Here is a 23,029-nt window from a genome sequence, read left to right as displayed (position 1 = left end):
CGCCGGAGGTCCGGGGACGGGCCCGGCAGCGCGATGCCGGGGCGCACCGGAGGCGGCGCGGAGGGGGACGTCATGGCGTACGGCGGTTCGGGGGCAGAGACGGGGACGGGGACAACGGGGGCGGGGAGGGAAGCGGGCCTGGCGGCGGGGTCGGCGGTCGGCGTCGGGCCGTACGCGGAACTGGTCTTCGACTCCGAGGGCGACCCGGACTCGGCGGGGCAGGCCGCGGTGGCCCGGATGGACGCCACCGACCTGCTGGTCTTCGCACACGGCTGGAACAGCGACCGGAGCACTTCGCTGCGCCTCTACGACCGCTTTTTCGCGCCGTTCCCCGGTCTCGTGGGGCCGGGGGTACGGTTGGGGTACGTGGGGGTGCACTGGCCCTCGATACGGTTCGCGGACGAGCCGATACCCGACTTCGACCCGCCGGCGGCACGGGACGGGCGGGCGTACGGGCCGGCGCTGGACCCGGAGACCCGGGAGGCGCTCGGCGTCTTCTGGCCGGGCCGGGAGGCGGAGCTGGACCGGGTGGCGGAACTCCTGGCCGAGCAGCCCGAGTCGGCGGCCGGACTCATCGAGTTCGGCGCCCTGGTGCGGGAGCTGGCCGGGGTGAACGCCGTCACGTCGGCGGAGCCCCCGGCGGTCCCCATGATCTTCGCCGCGGACGTGCTGGAAGTGTGCCGGGCCCTCGCCCGCGGCCTCCCCGGGACGGACGCGCCGCCCGGAACGGACGCACCGCCCGGGACGGACGCACCGCCCGGGACGGCCGGCTCGGCGCAGGACCGGGCGGGCGGTGGGCCGGGGCTGCGGGACGGCGGGCTGCGGCCGCTGTGGGGCGGGGCCAAGGAGCTGCTGCGGCAGGCCACGTACTACCGGATGAAGAAGCGCGCGGGCGTGGTCGGCGAACTCGGCCTCGGCCCGGTACTCGCCGGGCTGGCGGCCGCCCGCCCGGAATTGCGCTTCCACCTGGTCGGGCACAGCTTCGGGGCCCGGGTGGTGTCCTTCTCGCTGCGCACGGTGCCCGACGGAGCCCGGTACGTGAAGTCCCTGACCCTGCTCCAGGGGGCCTTCTCCCACTACGCCTTCGCCGACCGGCTGCCCCATGACCAGGGCAGCGGCGGCTCCCTGCGGGGTCTGCAGCGCCGGGTCGACGGCCCGGTGGTGGCCGGCCACTCCGCGCACGACGCGGCGCTCGGGGTGTTCTACCCGCTGGCCTCCCGGATGGCGGGGGATTCGGCCGGAGTGCTGGGTTTCGACGAACGGTGGGGCGCGATCGGGCACGACGGCGTGCAAGCGGTGCCGGGCGCACCGCGGCTGAGCCTGGACACGGCCCTGCGCAGGGGGCTGCCGGCGGGGGGCTGCGTCAGCGTGGACACGGGCTCCGTGGTGCGGCGGGGCGGCGCCCCCTCGGGGGCGCACAGCGACATCTGCCACGAGGAGTTGGCCCGGCTGGTGGTCTCCGCGGGACGCCTGGGGCGCTGACTTCCGGCCACGTGCCTCCCATACGCCTCGACCGCCCCCGCATGCGCCCGGCCCATAGGGGGCATGTTGGGCACATCGGCGGAGGTGACATGTCATGGCGGGATTCCGGAGTCTGGCCTATCAGGTGCGTGACGCACGCAACGATCGGGCCCTGCGGCGCCACTCGCTGCGCCGCTGCCTGGAGCGGTTCGCCCCCTACGGGCACCGGGCCACCTGGTGGCACCTGTGCGACCGGCACGGGATCGCCCCGGAGGACCGGGGTGCGGATCCGCTGCGGCTGGTGGCCGCACTGGAGGAGCTGGAGGAGGCGAGAGCGGTCTGGCTGGAGTACGAGCGCCAGTTCGCGGAGCGCAGACGGCGCGAGAAGCACCACGGGCTGCGGCGCCCGGAATGGGCGTGGGGCGGCGCGGGGGATGCGGTGGTGCGGTGCGCCGACCCGGGGGTGCGGCCCGAGGGGGCGCTGGACGAGGTACTGAGACGGCTGGTGCGGGCGTTGGAGTCGGAGCCGGGGACGGCCTGCCCGGTGTGCGGGGACCGGGAGCTGCACTGGCCCGCGCCCGTGCCCGCGCTGAGCCCGGTGCCTCGGCAGGGCGGCGGCGGGCATCGGGCGACGGGCCGCCCGGCGGGGGCCGGGCGGGTGCCTGCGCAGGGCCCCTGGGAGGGGGCGTGGGCCTGGGACGGGCCGCTCTGTGCGGGCTGCGGGATCGTGGTGCCGAGGCCGGCCCTGGTGGACATCCCCTCGGCGGGAGCCGCATGACAGCCGCGCACCCCGCGCATCTTCCACACCCCGCACCTCTCCCGTACCCCTCTGCTCCTCTTCGCCCCGGGAGCTCGGACCCTGCCGCGCGCGACGGGGGCCACTGCGGCGGCCGGGTCTCCCAGGTGTCGCTGAACGGCTCGCGGAGCGCAGCCGACGGCGCGGCCGTGCCGATGTCCCCCGCCGCCCTGGCTCGCGCGGCGCGGGAGGCGGTCGCTGCCGGGGCCGCGGAGGTGCTGGTACACCCCAGGACCCCGTGTGGACGCGAGAGCCTCTCCCCCCGGGTGGTCGGACCGCTGCTGCAGGCGATGCGGGCCGCCGGGACGGGTGTACCGCTGGCGGTCTCCATGGGCATCGCGGCCGAGCCGGGTCCGGCGCAGCGGCTGGAGCGGGTGCGGTCCTGGACCGTGCTGCCCGACCGGGCCGCAGTGCACTGTGCCGAACCGGGGGCCGAGGAGCTGGCCGAGGCCCTGCTGGCGCGCGGCATCGCGGTGGACGCCGTGGTTCCGCTCGGTGGGCCCGCCGGGGCGGACCCGATGGCGCGCTTCCTCGCCTGGCCTCTGCGGCGGCCCGCACGGGTTCGGCTCGCAGCCGAACTGACCAGTGACGACCCGTCGTTGGTCGCCGGCCTGCGCGGGCTGCCGCCCGTGGAGGTGCTGCTGTACGGGAGGGAGTCCGCCGCCTGGCCGGTGCTGCGGCTGGCCGCCCGCTGTGGGACGGGCACCGGTATCGGCCTGGGCGACGTCCTGCACCTGCCGGACGGCCGCCCGGCGGCGTCGAACGCCGAGCTGGTGGCGGCGGCCCGTACGCTGTTCCCCGCCCGCGGGCCGGATGCCGCAGCCGGGCATCCGGGGGCGGGGCGGAGCCCGGGGCAGGCTCCGGCTCGGGTATGAGCGCCGGCTCGGGTATGAGCCTCGGCTCGGGCTCCGGCGCCGATGTGAGCTTCGACCCCCGGTCCGGCGCCCGCTCCCCTACAGGCGCGAGCCGGTCAGCTTCTCGCCGAAGACGTCGTCCGGGTTGGACAGTGCGCAGGTCTCCAGGGACAGGCAGCCGCAGCCGATGCAGTCGGTCAAGTGGTCGCGGAGCCGGCCGAGTTGTGTGATGCGCTGGTCGAGCTCGGTACGCCAGGCCTCCGACAGCCGGGCCCAGTCCTCACGGGTGGGGGTGCGCTCCTCGGGGAGCCGGGAGAGCGCGTCGCGGATGCTGGCCAGCGGGATGCCCACCCGCTGCGCGGCCCGTACGAAGGCGACCCGGCGCAGGGCGTCACGGGTGTAGCGGCGCTGGTTCCCGGCGGTCCGGCGGCTGCTGATCAGACCCTTGGCCTCGTAGAAGTGGAGTGCGGAGACGGCGGCGCCGCTGCGGGCGGACAGCTGGCCGACGGTGAGCTCGTGGATGTTCTCGGGGATCTGCGGCACTCGGCCGAGGGTAGTCGGAGGTCCGTTGACATACCCATACGGTCCCAGCATGCTGAGCAAGCGCTTATTCGCCGGTTGCCCTGGCCGCCGGCCACCAGTCGTCTTCGATCGTCTTCAGTCGTTCGCGAGAAGCAGGAGCAGGGCATGGCCGAGCCGAAGGTCTTCACGTCCGCCGAGGAACTCCACGCCGGAATCGGGCAGCCGCTCGGCCCCAGCGGATGGCTGGAGGTGGACCAGAAGCGGATCGACCTCTTCGCCGACGCCACCGGCGACCACCAGTGGATCCACGTGGACCCGGAGCGCGCGGCGGACGGCCCCTTCGGCACCACCATCGCGCACGGCTACCTGACCCTGTCGCTGCTGCCCAGCCTGGTGCCGCAGATCATGCGGGTGGAGGGTATGCGGATGGGCATCAACTACGGGACCAACAAGGTCCGCTTCCCGGCCACGGTGCCGGTCGGTTCGCGGCTGCGCGCCACGGCCGTGATCACCGAGGTCACCGAGGCGGGCGGCGGTGTCCAGGTCACGGCCGCGGTCACGGTCGAGCGCGAGGGCGGCGAGAAGCCGGTGTGCGTGGCCGAGTCGGTGTCCCGCTACTACTTCTGAACGCGCTCCCGGTCGGCGCCGGGTCCCGGCGGGCGGCCCGGCGAGCCCACCATCCGGAGCACGAGGTCGGCGTAGAGCGCGCCGACCTCGTCGGGCGTGCGCTGTCCGGCCGCGCTGAACCAGCGCGCCACGTCGATGCACAGGGACAGCACGGCCAGGGTGGTGCCCGGGACGTCGGGCACGTCGAACTCCCCGGCCGCGACCCCCTCGGCGAGGATGCCGCGCACGGCGGCGTCGGTGCGCCGGCGCAGCGCCACGATCTCGGCACGGTGCTCGGGGGCGAGGGCGTCGAGCTCGTACTGGACCACCCGCGCGGTGGTGTGGTGGGCCGCGTGCCACCGGACGAAGGACCGCACGGCGGCGTCGAGCCGGTCGGCGGCGGTACCGGGGCGGTCGGCCGCCGAGGTCAGGATCTCCAGCGCCTTGTCGTGGCCGATCCGGCTGATCCGGTGGAGCAGCTCTTCCTTGGTCTTGTAGTGGATGTAGAGGGCGGCCGGGCTCATGCCGGCCCGGCCCGCGATGTCCCGGGTCGTGGTGGCGTGGTACCCGCGCTCCGCGAAGGCCTCGACGGCGGCGACCAGCAGTCGCCGCGCCGCGTCGGGGATGACCTCCGACCAGGGCTGATAGCCGCCGGTCGTCTCCTCCGCGCTGTCCATCGCTCACTCACCCTTCACCGTCTGGGAGTGAACACCCTACCGGAGGGTGAGCAAGCGCTTAGGGCTTGTGCGGCTTGGGGGCGTAGGGGTCGTACTCGGCCATCATCTTCTCCAGCCGGGCCTGGTCCACCCGGCTCACGATCTGGGTGATCTCCTGACGGTCGCGGACCACCTTCGCGAGGGTGAAGGCCGAGGTGGTCAGGTACAGGGCCGCGATGCCGAGGAAGGCGCGCACCCAGCCGTCCACCTCCAGGTTGTAGACCCCTAGGGCGACGGCGGCGAGGGCGATGCCGAAGGAGGCGACGGCCTGGCCGTAGTACGCCCCCGTGTTCTGCTGCTTGACCGGTGTCTCACTCATGGCCCCAGCATCGGGCGGGGCGGGCGGGGCCGTATCCGCTCCCGTACTCAGGTGCGTACTCAGCCGGCGGTGGCGGTGGCGGAGGCGGTGGCGGAGGCGGAGGCGGAGGCGGTGGCGGTGGCGGTGGCGGTGGCGGTGGCGGTGGCGGTGGCGGTTCAGAACGCCGAGACGCCGGTGCGGGCACGCCCGATGAGCAGTTTCTGGATCTGGCTGGTGCCCTCGTAGAGGGTCATCACGCGGGCGTCGCGCAGCAGTTTGCCGGCGGGGTACTCGTCGATGTAGCCGTAACCGCCGTGCACCTGGAGGGCGTTGCTCGCGGCCCGCACGGCGGCTTCGGAGGCGAAGAGCTTGGCGGTGGAGGATTCGGTGGCGAAGGGCAGCCCCCGGTCGATGAGGTCGGCGACCCGCCAGGTCAGCAGCCGCGCGGCGTCCACGTCCACGGAGATGTCGGCGATCAGCTCCTGGACCAGCTGGTGCCCGGCGATCGGCTTGCCGAACTGCTCGCGCTGGGCGGCGTACGCCACGGCCGCGTCCAGCGCCGCCTGGGCGATGCCCACGCAGCCCGCCGCGACCGACATCCGCCCCTTGGCCAGGGCGGACATGGCCACCGAGAAGCCCTTGCCCTGCGGCCCGAGCATCGCGGAGGCGGGCACGCGCACGTCCTCCAGGACCAGTTCGGCGGTGGCCTGGCCGCGCAGGCCGAGCTTGCCGTGGATCTCGCGGCGGGTCAGGCCGGGGGTGTCGGTGGGGACGAGGAAGGCGCAGACCCCGCGGTGGCCGGGCTCGGACCCGGCCCGGGCGAAGAGGAGCACGACGTCGGCCCAGGTGCCGTTGGTGATGAACATTTTGCTGCCGTTGAGGACGTACGCCTCCCCGTCGCGCACGGCGCGGGTGGTCAGGTTCCCGGCGTCGGACCCGGTGCCGGGCTCGGTCAGCCCGAAGCAGCCGAGGGCGTCGCCGGAGCACAGGCGGGGCAGCCAGCTGCGCTTCTGCTCTTCGGTGCCCCAGGCGGCCACGGTCTTGGCGACCAGGCCGAGGGAGACCGAGACGATGCCGCGCACGGAGGAGTCGCCGCGGCCGAGCTCCTCGGTGACCAGGGCGTAGGCGAGGTGGTCGCCGCCGGAGCCGCCGTACTCCTCGGGCACGGTCAGCCCGAGGAAGCCGACCGCGCCGAGTTTCTTGACGATGGCCCGGTCCACGCTCTCGGCGCGGTCCCACGCGGCGGCGTACGGGGTGACCTCACGCTCGGTGAACTCGCGGGCGAGCCGGCGGACGGCGGTCTGTTCCTCGCTCAGCTCCAGGTTCACCGGGCACCTCCGGGGTGGTCGTGGCGGAGTCCGGCGCCCTTTAACTAGCACCGGTAGTTTATTGCGGGCAGGGCCTACTATGTGGCGCATGGCCAGACCGCGCAAGCCCCTCCTCAGCCGAGCCCGCATCGTCGAGGCGGCAGGAGCCCTGGTGGACGCGGAGGGGCTGGAGGCGGTGTCGACGCGGAGGCTGGCGGCCGCGCTCGGGGTGAGCGGGCCCTCGCTGTACAACCACTTCCGCACCAAGGACGAGATCCTGGACGCGGTGGCGGATGCGGTGAGCGCCCGGGTCGACTTGTCGATGTTCGAGGCCGTCGGGGCCGGCAGCGCCCAGGACGGCGCACCCGGGGGTACGGGCCCCGCTGGCGAGGCCGGGGCCGAGGCCCGGGCAGCGGGCGCGGCCGAGGCCGGGGCCGGGAGCCGGGCGGCGGGCACGGGCGAGGCCCGGGCGGCGGGCGGGGGCGGGGCCGAAGCCCGGGCGGCGGGCGCGGGCGACGCTGGGGTCGGGAGCCGGGCGGCGGGCACGGGCGAGGCTGAGGTCGGGAGCCGGGCGGGCGGGGGCGGGGCCCTGGCGGGGGGCGGGGACTGGCGGACGGCCCTGCACGACTGGGCGCACTCGTACCGGGCGGCCCTGGCCGACCATCCGAACATCGTGCCCGTCCTGGCCCGCGGGCCGGGACGGCGGCCGGCCGGACTGCGCGTCGCGGACGCGGTGTTCGGCGCGATGACGGCGGCGGGCTGGCCGCCGGCGCAGGCGACCCGGATCGGCGCACTGATGCGCTACTTCATCCTGGGCTCGGCGGTGGGTTCCTTCGCCGGCGGCTTTGTGGACGACGAGACGGCGTACGACCCGGCGGCCTACCCCCACCTCGGCCAGGCCCACCGCCTGGCCGAGCACCGCCGCGAGGTGGACGACGGCGCCTTCGAGACAGGGCTGGCGGCGCTCCTCGACGGCCTGGCGCTGCAGTACGAGGCCCTGCGCACGCCCACCACCACCACTACCTGAGCCGCACTCCCGGACGGGGCCGGGGCCGCCCCCGAAGAGACGGCCTAGAAGACGACCAGGGAGCGGCCGCCCTTGCCCGCGAGCATGGCGTCGAAGGCGGCCGGGATGCCGTCGAGGGTGATGCGGTCGGTGACCAGGGCGCCGAGGTCGAGGCGGCCTGCCCGGACGTGCTCGGCGATGACCGGGAGGTCGCGGGCCGGGTCGCTGTTGCCGTAGACGCATCCGGTGAGGGTGCGGGCGAAATGGAAGATCTCCAGGGCGTGGAAGGCCACCTTCTGGTCCTTGCCACCGATGCCCACGACCGTGGTGCGGCCGCCGCGACGGGTGGACTCCCAGGCTCCGCGGATGGTCTCGGCGCGGCCCACGCATTCGACGGCTACGTCTGCGCCGTGTCCGCCGGTGAGCTCCCGGATCTGCTGGGCGGTGGTGTCACCGGCGAGCACGAACGCGGTGGCTCCGGCCGCCCGCGCCAGTTCCTCCTTGTCCGGGGAGACGTCGACGGCGACGATCGGGCCCGCCTCGGCGATCCGGGCGGCCTGGAGGGCCGCGAGGCCGACCCCGCCGACGCCGAACACCGCCACGGACTCGCCGGGGCGGACCTGGGCGCTGTGGTGGACCGCCCCGTATCCGGTGAGGACGGCGCAGCCGAGCAGGGCCGCCTCGGCGAGCGGGATCCCGGCGGGCGCGGGCAGTACGCAGCCGGCCGCGACGACGGTCTCCTCCGCGAACGCGGCCACGTTCAGCCCGGGGTGCAGGGCGACGCCCTGCGCGTCGTGGGCGTACACCGCTCCGACCCCGGCGAGGGCCCTGGAGCAGAGCCAGACCTCGCCGAGGGTGCAGTGGTGGCACTCCCCGCAGGACGGGGCCCAGTTGAGCACCACCCCGTCGCCGGGCGCGACGTGGCTGACCCCTTCGCCGACGGCGAGGACCGTGCCCGCGCCCTCGTGTCCGAGGACGGCGGGCACGGGCACTCGCATGGTGCCGTTGGTGAGGGAGAGGTCGGAGTGGCAGACCCCGGCGGCGGTGAGCCGTACCCGGACCTGCCCGGGGCCGGGATCGGGCAGCACGATCTCCCGTATGTCGAGCGGTGCTCCGACGGCGGGCAGGATGGCGGCGCGGACCATGGTCGTCGTCTCCGTCTGGGCGAGGGCGGTCTGGGCGGGCGGATGGAGTGAGGCGGGGCGGGGCGGGAGCGGCGAGGGGTGGGGCTTCGGGCTCAGAACTGCAGGGACTTGGTCTGGAGGTACTCGGCCAGGCCGTGCGGGCCCAGCTCGCGGCCGACACCCGACTGCTTGTAGCCGCCGAAGGGCGCGAGCACGTTGAAGCGGCCGCCGTTGATGTCCACCTGGCCGGTGTCCATACGGCGCGCGAAGGCCGCGGCCGTCTCCTCGTCCGCCGCCCAGACGGCGCCGCCGAGGCCGTAGACGGTGCCGTTGGCGATGCGCAGCGCGTCCTCCTCGTCCTCGTACCGGAGGATCGACAGCACCGGGCCGAAGATCTCCTCCTGGGCGATGGTCATGTCGGGTGTGACGTCGGCGAACACCGTCGGGGCGACGAAGTACCCCTGGGCGTGGGGCGCCTCGGGGCCGCCCGCGACCAGGCGCGCGCCCTCCTTGATGCCCTTGTCGATGTATCCGCGCACGCGGTCGCGCTGCTTGGCGTTGACGACCGGGCCGAGGCGGGTGCCCGGGTCGGTGGGGTCGCCGCTGGCGTACTTGGCTGCGGCGGCGGCCGCGAGCGAGACGGCTTCCTCGTACTCGTCCCGGTGGACGAGCATGCGGGTCAGCGCATTGCAGCTCTGGCCGGAGTTGTTCATGACGTGGCCGACGCCGGCGGCGACGGCCTTGGCGAGGTCGGCGCCGGGCAGGATGACGTTGGCCGATTTGCCGCCGAGTTCGAGGGCGACCCGCTTGACGGCGGCGCCGGCGGTGGCGCCGATCTGCCGGCCGACGGCGGTCGAGCCGGTGAAGGAGACGAGGTCGACCCCTTCATGGGCGGCCAATGCCTGTCCGGCGACCGGCCCGGTGCCGGTCACCAGGTTGAAGACTCCGGCCGGGATCCCCGCCTCGTGCACGGCTTCGGCGAAAAGCTGTGCGGTCAGCGGGGTGTCCTCGGCGGGCTTGAGGACGAGGGTGCAGCCGGCGGCGAGAGCGGGCGCCACCTTGGCAACGATCTGGTGCAGCGGGTAGTTCCAGGGCGTGATGGCCGCGACCACGCCGATCGGTTCCAGCAGCACGGTGGAGTTGCCCAGCCGCTCCTCGAAGGCGTACGAGGCCGCCAGGCTGGCGTAGGACGAGGCCACCGCGATGGGCGCCCCGACGTGGACCGCCTCGGAGAAGCCCAGCGGGGAGCCCAGTTCGGCGGTGACGGTCGCCACTATCTCGCCCTTGCGGGCCACCAGGACGTCGCGCAGGGCCTCGATCAGGGCCGCACGCTCCGGCGCGGGCACGGCAGCCCAGCCGGGCAGGGCCGCACGGGCCGCCCGTACAGCCGCGTCCACGTCCTCGGCGGTGCCCGCCGGCACCTCGGCGATGACCTGCTCGTCCGCCGGGTTGACGACCTCGATCCGGTCGCGTCCGGCGGCGGGCCGCCAGGCGCCGTCGATGTACATCCCGTCGTGAGCCTTCATGGCATTTCCTCCCGAGCACGTACCGGCGTGTAGACCTGATCTCGCGGACACCTTACAAACTAGCGCCGGTAGTTTTCCGGGCGCCAGGGGCCGCGGGCATCAGATGATGCCGAAAAGCATCCCTGCGCCGAGTACGACGAGCGAGGTGAGGGCCGCCCATTTCACGGTGAAACGGGTGTGGTCGCCGAACTCCACCTTCGCCATGCCGACGAGGACGTAGACGGCCGGAACCAGCGGACTGGACATGTGCAGGGCCTGTCCGGCGATCGAGGCGCGGGCGATCTGCAGCGGGGAGACCCCGCGGGCGGCGCCGGCCTCGGCCAGGACGGGCAGCACGCCGAAGTAGAAGCCGTCGTTCGACATGAAGTACGTGAGGGGCAGGCTCAGCAGGCCGGTGACGAGCGCCATGTGGGGGCCCATCCCCTCGGGAACGGCCCCCACGAGCCAGTCGGCCATGTGCTTGACCATGCCGGTGCCGGAGAGGACCCCGGTGAAGACGGCGGCGGCGAAGACCATCCCGGTGACGTTGAGGACGTTGTCCGCGTGGGCGGCGATCCGGGCCTTCTGGTCGGGCATGTGGGGGAAGTTCACGGTGAGGGCGAGGGCGGCGCCCAGCAGGAACAGCACCGGGATGGGCAGCAACTCCATGATCATCGCGGTGAGCAGGGCGACGGTGAGGCCCGCGTTGAACCAGTAGAGGCGGGGGCGCAGCGTGGCCCGCTGCGGATCGAGGCCCTGGAAGCCGCCCCCGGGGGCGTGGACTTCGGCGTCTGCCTGTGGCGCGCCCCCGGCGGCGTGGGCGTGTGCCTGCGGCTCGATGCGGGCTCCGGCACACCCGGCACCCGCCTGCGCGGCCGGCCCGGCCGGCCCGGGGCACGCGGCCGGCTCGGGGTGCTCTTCGGGCTCGGAGTGCCTTGCCGGCTCGGAGCGCTCGGGGTTCAGGGGGTGCTGGTGCTCGGGGTTCAGAGGATGCTCGGGGTTCAGGGGGTGCTCGGGCATTGCGGGCTGCGCTGACGTCATGGAGGCCGCCGGGGCCGGCGAGGTCCCGGACGTGGGGGAACCCGCCGGGATCCCGGACCCGGAAGTCGCAGAGAGGGCAGGGGTCTTCCGGAGCCCGGAGGTCTCCGGGGGCACGGGCGGGGCCGCCGGCGCAGACGGGGTGGCGAGTACCGGAGCAGCCGCGGGCGCAGACGGGGTGGCGGCCAGGGCGGCCTCCGTGCCGGGCAGGGACAGGAGGCCCACCCGGCGGCGCTCCTTCAGCCCGAGGACGTAGGCGAGCACGAACACGAAGAGCAGGCCGGCCGCGAGGGCCGGGATCATCGGGACGAAGATGTCCGCGGCGTCCACCTTGAGGGCGGTGGCGGCGCGGGCGGTCGGCCCGCCCCACGGGAGGGTGTTCATCACGCCGTTGGCGGTGGCGGCGACACCCGTCATCACGACCAGGCTCAGGCCGAGCCGCTTGTAGAGCGGGTACATGGCCGAGACCGTGATCATGAAGGTGGTCGACCCGTCCCCGTCGAGCGAGACGATCGCGGCGAGGACGGCGGTGCCGACCACGACGCGCATCGGGTCGGCCTTGCAGAAGCGCAGGATGCCCCGTACGACCGGGTCGAAGAGGCCGACGTCGATCATCACTCCGAAGTAGACGATGGCGAACATCAGCATGGCGGCGGTCGGAGCCAGCTTGCCCACCCCGTCGATGACGAAGTCGCCGAGGTGAGCACCCTGTCCGGCGAACACACAGAAGAGTGCGGGGATGAGGACGAGCGCCGCGATGGGCGACATTTTCTTCATCATGATCAGGACCAGGAAAGTCGCGATCATGGCGAAGCCGAGGAAGGTCAGCATGCAGGGAACGTAGGTGCCTTCTCCGGAAGCCAACAAGACGTCGACGCGTGAGCAATACGAGCAAAACCCCAGCTCAGGGCAGTGGAGCCTGCTCGTTCAGGGCAGTGGAGTCAGCTCGACGGGGAATCCGTTGAGCACCGCGGTACCGGACAGCGGGTCGAGCCGCGAGCCGTCGAGCAGCTGGTTGACGTTGACGCCGGGGGCGGCCGAGGCGACGGCGAGCCGGGCTCCGGAGCGGTTGTGGCCCCAGCCGTGCGGGAGGCTCACCACGCCGGTGCGGACGGTGTCGGTGACCTCGACGGGGACCTCCAGGCTGCCGCCGTCCGCGGTGATCCGGGCACGGCCCCCGTCGGTGAGGCCGAGGCGGCCGGCGTCTTCCGGGTGGACCTGGAGGGTGCACCGGTTGGAACCTCCGACGAGGGCCGGGACGTTGTGCAACCAGCTGTTGTTGGACCGCAGGTGGCGGCGGCCCACGAGCACCAGGGCGGCGGGACGGTCGGCGAGCGTCGCGCGCAGCCTGGGGAGTTCGGCCGCGATCGGGTCCGACAGCAGCTCGATCCTGCCGCTGCGGGTCCTCAGCACGCCCGGGATCCGGGGCTCCAGCGGCCCCAGGTCGATGCCGTGCGGCGCCTGCCGGAGGTCTTCGAGGGTCAGGCCGTAGGGGCCCAGGCGGAGCATCATGTCGAGCCGCCGCTCCGGGCCGCTGCCGCCGTCCAGCGTGCGGGCGCGCTCCTTCGGGTCGTCGCCGGACAGCGGGGAGTGCGGGTCGGCGGCGGCGCGGGCGAGAGTGTCGGCGATGACGCGCTCGTCGACGGCTTCCGGCGGGGCGCCGTGCAGTCCGGACACGGCGAGGATCAGCCGGGCGTGGATCTCACACTCGTCCATCCGCCCCTCCTCCAGCGGGACGGCGGCAGGCGACCAGCGGACCTGGTTGCGCACGGCGAAGCCGTTGAAGGCGAAGTCGAAGTGTGCGCTCTGGGCGGGCGGCGGCGGGGGCAGCACGACGTGCGCGTGGCGTGAGGTCTCGTTCAGGTACGGGTCCACGGAGACCATGAAGTCGAGGCCGGTCAGCGCGCGGTCGAGCCGGTCGCCGTCGGGTGCGGACAGGACCGGGTTGGCCGCGACGGCGAGCAGCACCCGGATCCGCCCCTCCCCCGGGGTCTCCATCTCCTCCGCGAGGACGGACATGGGCAGTTCGCCCTTGGCCTCGGGGCGGCCCGTCACCCGGCTCGACCAGCGGCCGAGGGCGAAGCCCTTGCCGGGACCGGCGGGCCTCGGGGCGGGGGCCGTGGCGGAGAGCGGGAAGAGGGCTCCGCCCGGCCGGTCGAGGTTGCCGGTGAGGACGTTCAGCACGTCCACCAGCCAGCTGGCGAGCGTGCCGTGCTCGACGGTGCAGCTGCCGATCCGGGCGTAGACGGCAGCGGTGGGCGCGGCCGCGAGTTCCCGGGCGAGGCGGCGGATCTCGGCGGCGGTGAGGTCGCAGGCGGGTGCGACGGCCTCGGCAGTGAAACTCCCGAGCGCGGCGCTGAGTTCCCCGTACCCCTCGGTGTGTTCCGCGAGGGCGCCAGGGTCGGCGAGTTTCTCCTCGATCAGGGTCTGGGCGAGGGCGGCGAGCAGCAGGGCGTCGCTGCCGGGGCGCGGCGCGAGGTGGCGGTCGGCGAGCCGCGCGGTGCGGGTGCGGCGCGGGTCGACGACGACGAGGGTCCCGCCGCGGGCGCGCAGCGCCTTGAGCCGGCCCGGGAAGTCGGGGGCCGTGCACAGGGAGCCGTTGGACTCCACCGGGTTGGCCCCGATGAGGAGCAGGAAGTCGGTGCGGTCCAGGTCGGGGACCGGGATGGCGAAGGGGTCGCCGAACAGCAGGCCGCTGGAGACGTGCTTGGGCATCTGGTCGAGCGTGCTGGCGGTGAAGAGGTTGCGGGTGCCGAGGGCTTTGATGAGGAGCGGCGGGTAGAGGGAGCCGGCCATGGTGTGGACGTTCGGGTTCCCGAGGACGACGCCGACCGACTGGGGCCCGTACTCGTGGACGATGGCGGGCACGGCGGCGGCGATCACGTCGAACGCCTCCTCCCAGGTGGCTTCCTCAAGGCGGCCGTTCCGGCGGACAAGGGGGGTGCGCAGCCGGTCCGGGTCGGAGTCGAGAGCACCGAAGGCGGCGCCCTTGGGGCAGATGAACCCTCGGCTGAACACGTCTTCGCGGTCCCCGCGGGCGCCGGTCACGGTCGCGCCGTCGAGGGTGAGGGTGAGGCCGCAGGTGGCCTCGCAGAGGGGGCAGATACGCAGGGCGGTGCGGGGCATGGGGCCCTCCAGGGCGGCTGGCGGCGACGGCGGCCGGCGGCGACGGCACGGATACGCGGGGCCACCGAGCATACCGACCGGTACGGATGGCGGGGAGGGGGTTGCGGCACCTGTGTCCGCACGGACTGGCGCGAGGCGGTCCGGCGGGGCGGGGTGGGGCGGGACAGGACGGGGGGGGTCAGTCCAGCACGCGGGCGAGGTAGGCGTGCATCATGGCGCGGGTCTCGGCGACGATGTCGGGGTCCCCGGAGGCGTCGGAGCGGAAGGCCAGCTGGATCAGGGCGTCCGTGGCTTCGACCGCGACGAGTACGGCCCGCCAGAGCGTGGCGTCCGGCGTACGGCCCAGGTGGTCGCCGAGGAGTTCGGTGAGGCGGGCGGCCACGAGGTGGTTGGGGTCGGCCGCGGGCCCCTCGGCAGGAGGCGCGGGCACGCCGAAGTCGACCAACGCGAAGCCGGGGACACTGCGCTTCATGGCGAGGTACTCGTCGAGGACGGCGTCCACGGCGGGCCGCCAGTCGGTGGCCGGGAGCACGGCCAGCCGCTGCGCGATGCCGTCGGCGTAGCGGTCGAGGTTGCGGTGGGCGAGGGCGATGGCCATGGCGCGCTTGTTGCCGAAGAAGCGGTACACGGAGCCGATCGGCACCCCGGCGCGTACGGCCACGGCGCGGGTGCTGAGGTTCTCGTAACCGGTCTCGTCCAGCAGTTCGGCGCAGGCGTCGAGGATCCGGGCGAGCCGGTCGGCGCTGCGCTGCTGGACGGGGGTACGGCGCATGGGGTGGGCGGGAGGCACAGGTCCATCATGCCGCTGTCCGCCCGGCTCGTCGGCGCTGCCCTCAGTTCAGCAGGAGGCTCAGCCCGCCAACGGTGTACGTGATCATGAGCGCCAGCAGGGGCAGTTGGCCGACGAGGGCCCGATCGGGTGGGAAGAGCCGTACCGAGCGGTCGTGCGCGGCGACGACGCCGAGCACGTGACCGATGACGACGGCGAGGACCTGGAAGGTCGCGAGAGCCCCGGAACCCAAGGGCGGCAAGAGTTCAGGGGCATTGTCAGTGCCCCATGCCACGATAACTGTGCGTGGTCCTTCGACTACCAGGAGGGAGAGGTAATGGGCGAGGAGATAGCCGAGGGCGATCGGCACGAGTGAGTGCGCGAAGGCGGTCAGCGGGCCGGAGTGCGGGCCGCAGACGAGGCGGGTGGCCGCCGCGCTCAAGCAGTACAGGACGGCGACGAGGGCGACGGAGCCGAGGAGTCCGAGAGTGGCCGTGGGGGTGCGCCCCAGGGGGGAGGTCTGTACGGCGTTGATCCAGGAGGGGTGGTCGGAGAAGCCGTCGTAGGCGGTGGAACCGAGCAGGACGCAGACGGTGGCGACGAGTCCGGGCCGCTCGGGTGTCGCGTCGAGTCCGTGGAAGGGGTTGCGCAGGACGAGTCGACCGTCGCTGCGCCGGCCGAGCGGGGACATCCGGGCCAGGAGGGTGCTGTACGCCTCGAAGGCGTCCCCGTCGGCGAACCAGCGCTCGCCGAAGCGGGCGGCGAGTACGAGTTGGACGGTGGCGTAGCCGCCGAGGGCGATCAGGAGGGTGGTGGTGGATGCGGGATCGGGGGCGGCGAGTTCCAGCCAGGTGAAGGCGAACAGTCCGGCTGCGGCGGGCCATTGGCCCAGCCGGGCAGGAAGGGGTCGGTGGGGGCGGTGCCGGTGGCCGGTACTGCGGCGGGGCAGCAGCCGGCAGCACACGTGGTGCAGGCAGCGGAGCGGGTTGAGCAGGCGCCACACGGGGCCGAGGAGGAGGGAGGCGGGGACGAGTCCGACCCAGAAGAGGACGTAGACGGCGCCCGCGGCGGGGTTGCGGGCGGGGTCGTCAGGACCGAAGAGGAGGTGGAGGAGAAGCAGGAGCAGGGCGGCGAGGCCGAGCCCGCGCAGGGCGGTGCGGGTGACGGGGCTGTCGGCGGTTCGCTGGAGGGCGGCGGGCAGGGCGATCCCGGAGCGGTCGGCACGGAAGCGGGAGGTGGACCAGAGCACGCCGAGGGCGAGGAAGGAGACGAGGAGGGCGGTGAAGGCACCGGCGAAGGCGTAGAAGGGAGAGATCGGCAGGTCGTGCTGGGACCCGATCCCGTGCGCGAGAACGGTGAAGGGATCGGCCGGGTACGGGACCACGCCCCGGCCGCCACCACCGTCGGCGCCGTGCAGCGGGCCGAGCCCGACCGGCGTCAGCGCCGGGCCGCGGAGGCGGCCGAGCCCGACGCCGCCGCTCAGCACCGGGCCGGGGAGCAGGCCGAGCCCGAGGAGGCTCACCGCCGGGCCTCCGGCAGCGCCCGGGAGGGGGGACGGGGAGGGGAAGGGGCAATGGGCGGGGATGGGGCAACGGGAGGGGAAGGGGGAAGGGCAGGACGGCGACCCGGAGCGCTGCCGGTGCCGGGCGCGGCGGCGGGCGGCGCATCGGGGGGCGCCGCGGGGCGTGGGGGCGGCAGGGGATGCACCGGGCTGACCGGCGACGCGGGGCGTGCCGGCGGGGCGGGGCTGACCGGCGGCGCGGGGTGCACGGTGTGAGCAGGCGGCGCGGGGCGCGGTACTGGTTCCCGCGGAGTCGGGCCGGTCGGCGAGGGTGCCGGAGGCATCCCGGCGCACGTGGGGGAAGGTTGTCTGGACTCGGGCCCGAGTCCAGGTGCGGACCCCGTACGGCCGGTGCCGCGCCAAGCCGGGGGCGGCTCGGCTCTCCGGCTCGGGGCTGAATGCCGGCTCGGGGACGAGGCCGGAGCCAGGGCCTGGCGGGGGCTCGGGGACGAGGCCGCGGGCCGGTGCGGGGCCGGGGGTTGATCCGGGTCCGGGTCCGGGCTCGTGGGCGGGGACGGGATCGGGGGGCGGTCGGGGGTCATCGGACGAGGAGCTGGGTCAGGACGAGGCCGGACTCGTGCGTCTCGACCTCGAACAGGCCGGTGCGGTCGGCCGTCAGGACCAGGGTGGCCTCCTGGCCTGCGGGCAGGGCGAGTTCTCTGTCGTAGCCGTGGACATGCAGGGTGTCCGCGCGGTCGCTGGTGACGCGCAGGGCTATGCGTTCGCCCCGCTTGACCTCCGTGCGGGCGGGTGCGGGGCTGACTTTGCCGCTGCGGACGGACAGGACCACCGTCCGGTCGGCGGGCCCGTCTTCTTCCCCCTGCCCCTGCCCCTGCCCCGGGGACGGTGGCGGGGTGGCGCCGTGGTCGTGGCCGCCGGGACCTGCCGTGGTGGCGGTGAGCTGGGTCGCGCCCTCGACCGGCTTGCCGGAGACGGCCCATGCGGTGTGGTCGTCGGCGTAGAGGCGGACGGTCAGGGTGTGCGCGCCCTCCGGTACCTGTGAGGCGGACAGGTGGTACCAGGGGCCGTACAGCCGGGCCAACTTGCGGCCGTCGAGTTCGAGGTGGGCGTGACCGGCGCCCGGGAGGGCCGCGCCGCCGGTGCTGTCGGGGGTGAAGCGGAAGCCCCTCACTGCCAGTTCGAGATTCCAGCCGTCCTCGGAGTCCGGCCGGGCGGTGAGCTGTACGGCCGGGGCGCCCTCGGCGGGGACTTCCCGGAGCCGGTGGCCCGAGCGGTCCTGGGTAGCGAGCAGCGTGCCTGCGCTGCCGGTTGCCTGCTCATGGCTGGTGCCGGGTTTGTGGTGGGTGGTGGCCCGCCCTCCGCAGCCGGTGGCCGCGGCGCCTGCGAGCACCAAGGCGAGGGTGATCAGGGCTGCGCCGCGGGTGGTCGGGCGGGGCCTGCCGGGTGCGCGGGACGGGCGGGCCGCCGCGGCTGCGCCGGCGGTACGGGCGGGCCGTGGTCCGGCCACGCAGGTCCCGCCGGTCCCGCAGGCTGCGCAGGCGAGCGGGGCGTGGCCGCTGCGGGCGGATGGGCCGCAGGTTGCGCACCGGGTGCGTTCTTCGCGGTGGGGGTCAGTCACGACGGTGCCTCTCCTGGGTGGGTGCCGCTGGGGCCGGTACTCGCCTCGGCCCGGCGGCGTGGCGTCCGAGCCCGTCGGGGGAATCCGGGGCGCTCGCCCGGCGCTTGGCGTGGCTGCGCCGCCTGCCGCGGCAAGCGCCGGAGCGTGACTGGGGGCGGGCTCCGGCGCCCGCCCGGGCCAGGACTGCCGCCGAGCTCCGGCCTGTCCCGGGGCTTGGCCGGGGTGGATGACCAGCGCCATGCTCTGGGGGTTCCGCCCCGCGGCCGCCGCCGCTGCCGGGAGGCGCGGCGGAGTGGGCGGCCCGAGCCTCCTTCGGGCCCGCCCCGGAGCCGGCCCGGCCGCGGCCCGGGACCGGCCGGACGGCCAGACGCAAGCTCGTGCGTCCGCCCGCCCGCAAGCCGCCGCCGGGCTCTGGCCTGCCCTCCGGCCCGCGGCAGACACTCCGGCGCGCCCCCGTCCCACGGCCGCGGGCTGCGGGCCGCGGGCTTGGCAGCGTGTCCGGCCCGGCACACCTTTCTCCCCCAGGCCGATGCGGAAACCTCCGCCGCACTCCCCCACCGCCGCTGCCCTTGCGCGGCCGGTTGCCTCCCACGGGGCGGGATGGGGCACTTTGAGGCCGTACTCCTGAGGGTGGGCGCGGACCGGGCCGGGCCTTGAGAGGCCGCCCTCACGGAGACTGAGTGTGACGGGGTGTTGGGGCCGGAGCCGGGGGCGTATCCGGAACCGTGCTCGGGGCGATGGCCGGAATCGGGGCCGAGGACGAAGCCGGGGCCGGACCCGAGGCCGCATCATGACCCGGAGCCAGAGCCGCGGCAGGGGCCGTAGCCAAGCCCGAAGCCGGACCCGACGCCGTACCCGAAGCCGTATCCGCCCCCGGCCCCGACACCGGACCGGGCTCCCGAGGCGGCGCTGGCTCCCGGCCCGTACCCGAAGCAGACCCCGCCCCCGCGCCGGGCCCCGCCCCCGACGCCATACCCGAAGCCGGACCAGGCTCCCCGGCCGGACCAGGCTCCCGAGGCGCCCCCGCCCCCGGCCCCGAAGCCGGACCCGGCTCCCGAGCCGCCCCCGGCCCCGAAGCCGGACCAGGCTCCCGGCCCGGACCCGCCCCCGGCTCCCGAGGCGGCGCCGCCCCCGGACCCGCCCCCGGGCCCGGGCCCGGTTTCCGGGGCGGCGTCGGGGTGGGGGGTGGGGTGGGGCGGGCTGCGGCTGTGGTTGCCCAGAGGGTCCAGACCAGGGCGGCCAGGGCCCGGAGCCAGGCGGGGCTCAGGGGGGTCCAGGGGATCATCAGGACGGCCTTGTCGAAGGCGTCCAGCAGGGTGAGCCCGGCCAGCAGGAGCGTCAGGCGGGCCAGCCACGGGCGGGTGGGGCGCAGTGCCAGGCCGACGCCCGTCCACCACAGGCCGAGGAGCAGCAGCGCGGCGGCGGGGACGAAGGTCCCGGTCAGCGGGGTGGTGGAGCCGGCCACGTCCAGGGCCAGCCCGGCCAGCCGAGGAGGGAGGCGGCCGCGCCGAGGCGGGAGTTCCGCAGGCGGCGTGCCCACAAGGCGCCGCCGACCAGCAGCAGCACCGCCGCGACGGCCAGGGCGATCTGGGTCTCGACGCGTTCGAGGCCGCGCGCCCCGTACCAGTCGCAGCCTGCCGGGAGCCTGCGTGCCTGCACGCTGTAGTCGGCGCAGACGAGGAGCTGGACCAGCTTCACCGGTTCGCCGACCAGGCGCGCCGAGGCTCCGGAGACGGCGCCGCGGCGCTCCCCGCACTGCGGCAGCGTGCCCGGTGTGGACCCGTCGGGTCCGGACTGCCAGCAGTTGGCGCGGCCCTGGCCGTCCCACCACACGTCCATGCCGTTGGGGCGGGACGCGCCGGACTTGTCCTTGCCGAGGACGTTGCCGGCGTACCGGTTGTGGTGCGAGGTGTCCGTCTGCTTCGACCAGGCCTCCTCGCCGCGGATGAAGGCGGGGACGGCGCTGAGGAAGAAGCCCGCGCGGCGGTTCCCGTAGACCCAGTTGTCCTCGTAGCGGTTCCAGTTGCCGCCCGCGGTGATGATGCCGGTGCCCGGCGGCATGGAGATCTGCGGGCAGACGACGCCCCGCTCGTACCCGCGCTCGGCGGGCGGTTTGGCGCAGGTGCCGTCGGCGACGTACCCGTAGTAGTCCTGGTTGTTGTCGTGGATCAGGTTGCGTTCGAAGGTGGCGTGGTTCTGCGGGAGTCCGGGATGGCCGGGGAAGGCGCTGTCCATCGAGGCGCCGCCCATGTTCTGGTCGAACTCGTTGTCGTGGACCCAGACGGAGTCGCCCGCGGTGCCGGAGTAGCCGACCATGTTGTGGTGGCTGCGGCAGCCGGTGATCTCGATGGAGTAGCGGGGTACGTCGTAGCCGCGGCCGTTGTTGATGTCGGAGGCGCTGCCGGGGTAGATGCCGGAGTCGCCGTTCCCGTACGACTCGCAGTCCTTGTAGAGGCCGTGGTCGCTGGCGAAGGTCAGGAAGCCGTACTCGTCGTTCCAGCGGGTCAGTACGTCGTCGATGACGAAGCCGTCGGCCGCCAGCACGTACAGGGAGTTGAAGGTGGTGCGCTGCGCGGTGAAGTTGCGGAAGTAGACGCCGTCGGAGCGGTCGGCCCGGATGCCGTTGAGTTTCCGGTACTTGGCGTCGATGACCACGTCCTGGCGGGTGGCTCCGGTGCCTTCGATCTGGAGGTCCTTCTTGCCGAGGACCGCGACGAGGTTCTGGTTGTGGCGGCACTGGACCTGCTGCTCGTAGCTGAGGATCTGGTAGCCGAGTGCGGAGTCGGGGGCCTTCAGGGCGGCGCACGCGCCGGCGGGGGCCGGGAGGGAGGGCTCCTCCTCGTAGAGGCCGGGGAGGACGGCGATGTTCATGCCGGGCCGGTCGACGGCGTCCACGGCTTCCTGGAGGTGCCGGTAGCCGCTCTGCAGGCAGCGTTCGTAGAGGGCGAGGTTGCGCCGGCGCAGCGCGTCGGGGTAGCCGGCCGTCCGGCGTTCGAATGCGGGCCGGTCGGTCTTGCAGACCAGCAGGTCGGGCTCCCCGGTGCGGTACCGGGGTACGGAGCCGGAGCCGTCGGGGAAGGTGACCGGGCGCTCCTCGTGCGCGCGGGCGGCGGGCGCGGCGGCGAGGAGGGACAGGAGGGCGAGGAGGGTGGCGAGGAGGGCGGTGAGCAGCGCCTCCCCCGGGCTTCGTCCGGGAGCGGCCCCGGGCGCGGCAGGGGACCTGCGGATCCACGACATGCGCGAGAGAGTAGAGCAATGTTCATCTTTTGTGAGCCCCCTCTGCAGGGCCGGGTCCGCGGCTCACCCGGAATCCGGCCAGGCGGCCGGGAGGCGGCGTTGACGTGCGGGGCGCGGAATCCTACTGTCAGCCATAGGATTCCTTCGAGGAGCGGAGCAGCGATGAGCGAGCAGGCCAGGAAGACGGCGGAGGCACTGGAGTACCTCACCGGCTTCGGCAACGAGCACAGCTCGGAGGCCGTGCCCGGCGCACTGCCCCTCGGCCGGAACTCGCCCCAGCGCGCCCCCCTCGGCCTCTATGCCGAACAGCTCAGCGGCAGCGCCTTCACCGAGCCCCGCAGCCGCAACCGCCGCTCGTGGCTGTACCGGATCCACCCCTCGGCCGCGCACCCGCCGTTCACCCGGATCGACAACGGGGGCGTGCGGACGGCCCCCTTCACCGAAGTGCCCGCCGACCCCAACCGGCTGCGCTGGAACCCGCTGCCCGACCCGGCCCCCGGCACCGACTTCCTGGCGGGTCTGTGGACGCTCGGCGGCAACGGCGACGCGGCCCAGCGGGCCGGCATGGCCATCCACCTCTACGCCGCCAACTCCTCCATGACCGACCGGGTCTTCAGCGACTCGGACGGTGAACTGCTGATCGTCCCGGAGCGCGGCGGGCTGCTCCTGCGCACCGAACTCGGCCTGCTGGCCGCCCGGCCCGGCGAGGTCGCCCTGATCCCGCGGGGCGTCCGCTTCCGCGTGGAGCTCCTCGACTCCGAGGCGCGCGGCTACGTCTGCGAGAACTACGGGCAGCCCTTCGAACTCCCCGACCTCGGCCCGATCGGCGCCAACGGCCTCGCCGCCGCGCGGGACTTCCGGGCTCCGGTGGCGGCGTACGAGGACCCGGGCGCGGACGGGCGGCCGACCGAGGTGGTCAACAAGTTCTGCGGCAACCTCTGGTCCGCCACCTACGCCCACTCCCCGCTCGACGTGGTCGCCTGGCACGGCAGCCACGTCCCGTACGTCTACGACCTGCGGCGCTTCAACGTCCTGGGCACCATCAGCTACGACCACCCCGACCCGTCGATCTTCACCGTGCTGACCTCGCCCTCCGACACCCCGGGGCTGGCCGGCGTGGACTTCGTGGTCTTCGCGCCGCGGTGGCTGGTCGGCGAGGACACCTTCCGCCCGCCGTACTTCCACCGCAATGTGATGAGCGAGTACATGGGCCTGATCGAGGGCGCCTACGACGCCAAGGCCGAGGGTTTCGTCCCCGGTGGCGGCTCGCTGCACAACATGATGTCCGCGCACGGCCCCGACCGGGAGACCTTCGACCGGGCGAGCGCCGCCGAGCTGAAGCCGCAGCGGATCGACGACGGCCTGGCCTTCATGTTCGAGACCCGCTGGCCGATCACCGCCACCGCCCAGGCGGCCGGCGCGGACCACCTCCAGCCGGGCTACGACGACGTCTGGCAGGGTCTGGAGCGCCACTTCCGCCCCTGACCCGCGCTGCATACGCTGCGCACGCACCACCACGCCGGG

General features: G+C 74.3%; 16 protein-coding genes and 3 pseudogenes. 7 read left to right on the top strand and 12 right to left on the bottom strand.

The window, feature by feature from the left end; all coding sequences use genetic code 11:
- Positions 1 to 72: 72 nt before the first annotated feature.
- The 3 genes from ACLJTM_RS27065 to ACLJTM_RS27055 all read left to right on the top strand — a co-directional run bounded on the left by ACLJTM_RS27065 (position 73) and on the right by ACLJTM_RS27055 (position 3,132).
- The gene (locus ACLJTM_RS27065) at positions 73 to 1,482 is read left to right on the top strand and encodes a serine-threonine protein kinase (RefSeq protein WP_411106345.1); all 1,410 of its coding nucleotides are present in this window, start codon (positions 73 to 75) and stop codon (positions 1,480 to 1,482) included.
- Between the two features lie 94 nt (positions 1,483 to 1,576).
- A complete protein-coding gene (locus tag ACLJTM_RS27060) occupies positions 1,577 to 2,239 on the top strand; it encodes a hypothetical protein (protein ID WP_411106344.1) in 663 nt (220 codons plus the stop codon).
- A gap of 173 nt (positions 2,240 to 2,412) precedes the next feature.
- Entirely contained in the window at positions 2,413 to 3,132 is a 720-nt protein-coding gene (locus ACLJTM_RS27055) for a 3-keto-5-aminohexanoate cleavage protein (RefSeq protein ID WP_411106638.1), read from the top strand.
- Positions 3,133 to 3,210: 78 nt separating this feature from the next.
- On the opposite strand, the gene soxR is transcribed toward ACLJTM_RS27055, so the two are convergent.
- The gene (soxR, locus tag ACLJTM_RS27050; RefSeq protein ID WP_411106343.1) at positions 3,211 to 3,654 is read right to left on the bottom strand and encodes a redox-sensitive transcriptional activator SoxR; all 444 of its coding nucleotides are present in this window, start codon (positions 3,652 to 3,654) and stop codon (positions 3,211 to 3,213) included.
- A gap of 144 nt (positions 3,655 to 3,798) precedes the next feature.
- Between soxR and ACLJTM_RS27045 the strand changes: the two genes are divergently transcribed.
- Positions 3,799 to 4,260: a MaoC family dehydratase gene (locus tag ACLJTM_RS27045; protein WP_411106342.1), complete on the top strand. Its 462-nt coding sequence runs from the start codon at positions 3,799 to 3,801 to the stop codon at positions 4,258 to 4,260.
- Here the strand turns inward: ACLJTM_RS27045 and ACLJTM_RS27040 are convergent.
- From ACLJTM_RS27040 to ACLJTM_RS27030, 3 genes are all read right to left on the bottom strand, one after another.
- Positions 4,251 to 4,916, bottom strand: a complete 666-nt coding sequence (locus tag ACLJTM_RS27040; protein ID WP_411106341.1) for a TetR/AcrR family transcriptional regulator — start codon at positions 4,914 to 4,916, stop codon at positions 4,251 to 4,253. The genes ACLJTM_RS27045 and ACLJTM_RS27040 overlap by 10 nt on opposite strands.
- 58 nt (positions 4,917 to 4,974) lie before the next feature.
- Positions 4,975 to 5,274 carry a YiaA/YiaB family inner membrane protein gene (locus ACLJTM_RS27035; protein ID WP_411106340.1) on the bottom strand — a complete coding sequence of 100 codons (300 nt, stop codon included), beginning with the start codon at positions 5,272 to 5,274 and terminating at the stop codon, positions 4,975 to 4,977.
- Positions 5,275 to 5,429: 155 nt separating this feature from the next.
- Positions 5,430 to 6,581 (bottom strand): acyl-CoA dehydrogenase family protein, encoded by a 1,152-nt coding sequence (locus ACLJTM_RS27030; protein WP_411106339.1) that lies wholly within the window; start codon positions 6,579 to 6,581, stop codon positions 5,430 to 5,432.
- A gap of 88 nt (positions 6,582 to 6,669) precedes the next feature.
- Between ACLJTM_RS27030 and ACLJTM_RS27025 the strand changes: the two are divergent.
- Both ACLJTM_RS27025 and ACLJTM_RS27020 read left to right on the top strand, forming a co-directional pair.
- Positions 6,670 to 6,894: pseudogene (locus ACLJTM_RS27025) on the top strand (TetR/AcrR family transcriptional regulator); the annotation flags it as partial.
- Positions 6,895 to 7,164: 270 nt separating this feature from the next.
- A pseudogene (locus tag ACLJTM_RS27020) lies at positions 7,165 to 7,587 on the top strand (TetR/AcrR family transcriptional regulator C-terminal domain-containing protein); the annotation flags it as partial.
- Between the two features lie 44 nt (positions 7,588 to 7,631).
- Here the strand turns inward: ACLJTM_RS27020 and ACLJTM_RS27015 are convergent.
- The 8 genes and pseudogenes from ACLJTM_RS27015 to ACLJTM_RS26980 form a co-directional block, all read right to left on the bottom strand.
- Positions 7,632 to 8,711 carry a zinc-binding dehydrogenase gene (locus tag ACLJTM_RS27015; protein WP_411106338.1) on the bottom strand — a complete coding sequence of 360 codons (1,080 nt, stop codon included), beginning with the start codon at positions 8,709 to 8,711 and terminating at the stop codon, positions 7,632 to 7,634.
- A 92-nt stretch (positions 8,712 to 8,803) separates the two neighbouring features.
- The gene (locus tag ACLJTM_RS27010; RefSeq protein WP_411106337.1) at positions 8,804 to 10,216 is read right to left on the bottom strand and encodes an aldehyde dehydrogenase family protein; all 1,413 of its coding nucleotides are present in this window, start codon (positions 10,214 to 10,216) and stop codon (positions 8,804 to 8,806) included.
- A 99-nt stretch (positions 10,217 to 10,315) separates the two neighbouring features.
- Positions 10,316 to 12,064: a CitMHS family transporter gene (locus tag ACLJTM_RS27005; protein ID WP_411106336.1), complete on the bottom strand. Its 1,749-nt coding sequence runs from the start codon at positions 12,062 to 12,064 to the stop codon at positions 10,316 to 10,318.
- Between the two features lie 96 nt (positions 12,065 to 12,160).
- On the bottom strand, positions 12,161 to 14,359 hold the full coding sequence (locus tag ACLJTM_RS27000) for a molybdopterin oxidoreductase family protein (RefSeq protein WP_411106335.1): 2,199 nt from the start codon (positions 14,357 to 14,359) through the stop codon (positions 12,161 to 12,163).
- A gap of 178 nt (positions 14,360 to 14,537) precedes the next feature.
- Positions 14,538 to 15,131 (bottom strand): TetR family transcriptional regulator, encoded by a 594-nt coding sequence (locus tag ACLJTM_RS26995; RefSeq protein ID WP_411106637.1) that lies wholly within the window; start codon positions 15,129 to 15,131, stop codon positions 14,538 to 14,540.
- A 61-nt stretch (positions 15,132 to 15,192) separates the two neighbouring features.
- On the bottom strand, positions 15,193 to 16,512 hold the full coding sequence (locus tag ACLJTM_RS26990) for a hypothetical protein (RefSeq protein WP_411106636.1): 1,320 nt from the start codon (positions 16,510 to 16,512) through the stop codon (positions 15,193 to 15,195).
- Between the two features lie 715 nt (positions 16,513 to 17,227).
- The gene (locus ACLJTM_RS26985) at positions 17,228 to 18,268 is read right to left on the bottom strand and encodes a hypothetical protein (RefSeq protein WP_411106334.1); all 1,041 of its coding nucleotides are present in this window, start codon (positions 18,266 to 18,268) and stop codon (positions 17,228 to 17,230) included.
- Between the two features lie 967 nt (positions 18,269 to 19,235).
- Positions 19,236 to 21,505, bottom strand: a pseudogene (locus tag ACLJTM_RS26980) (right-handed parallel beta-helix repeat-containing protein); the annotation flags it as partial.
- Between the two features lie 162 nt (positions 21,506 to 21,667).
- On the opposite strand from ACLJTM_RS26980, the gene hmgA reads away from it, so the two are divergent.
- Positions 21,668 to 22,990 carry a homogentisate 1,2-dioxygenase gene (gene hmgA / locus ACLJTM_RS26975; protein WP_411106333.1) on the top strand — a complete coding sequence of 441 codons (1,323 nt, stop codon included), beginning with the start codon at positions 21,668 to 21,670 and terminating at the stop codon, positions 22,988 to 22,990.
- The last annotated feature ends 39 nt before the right edge of the window (positions 22,991 to 23,029 follow it).

Origin of the sequence: Streptomyces sp. cmx-4-9, from assembly GCF_046548835.1 — a bacterium.
Lineage (GTDB): Bacteria > Actinomycetota > Actinomycetes > Streptomycetales > Streptomycetaceae > Streptomyces.
Note: the sequence above shows the minus strand (reverse complement) of the source record. Positions and strands in the feature narration are given on the sequence as shown.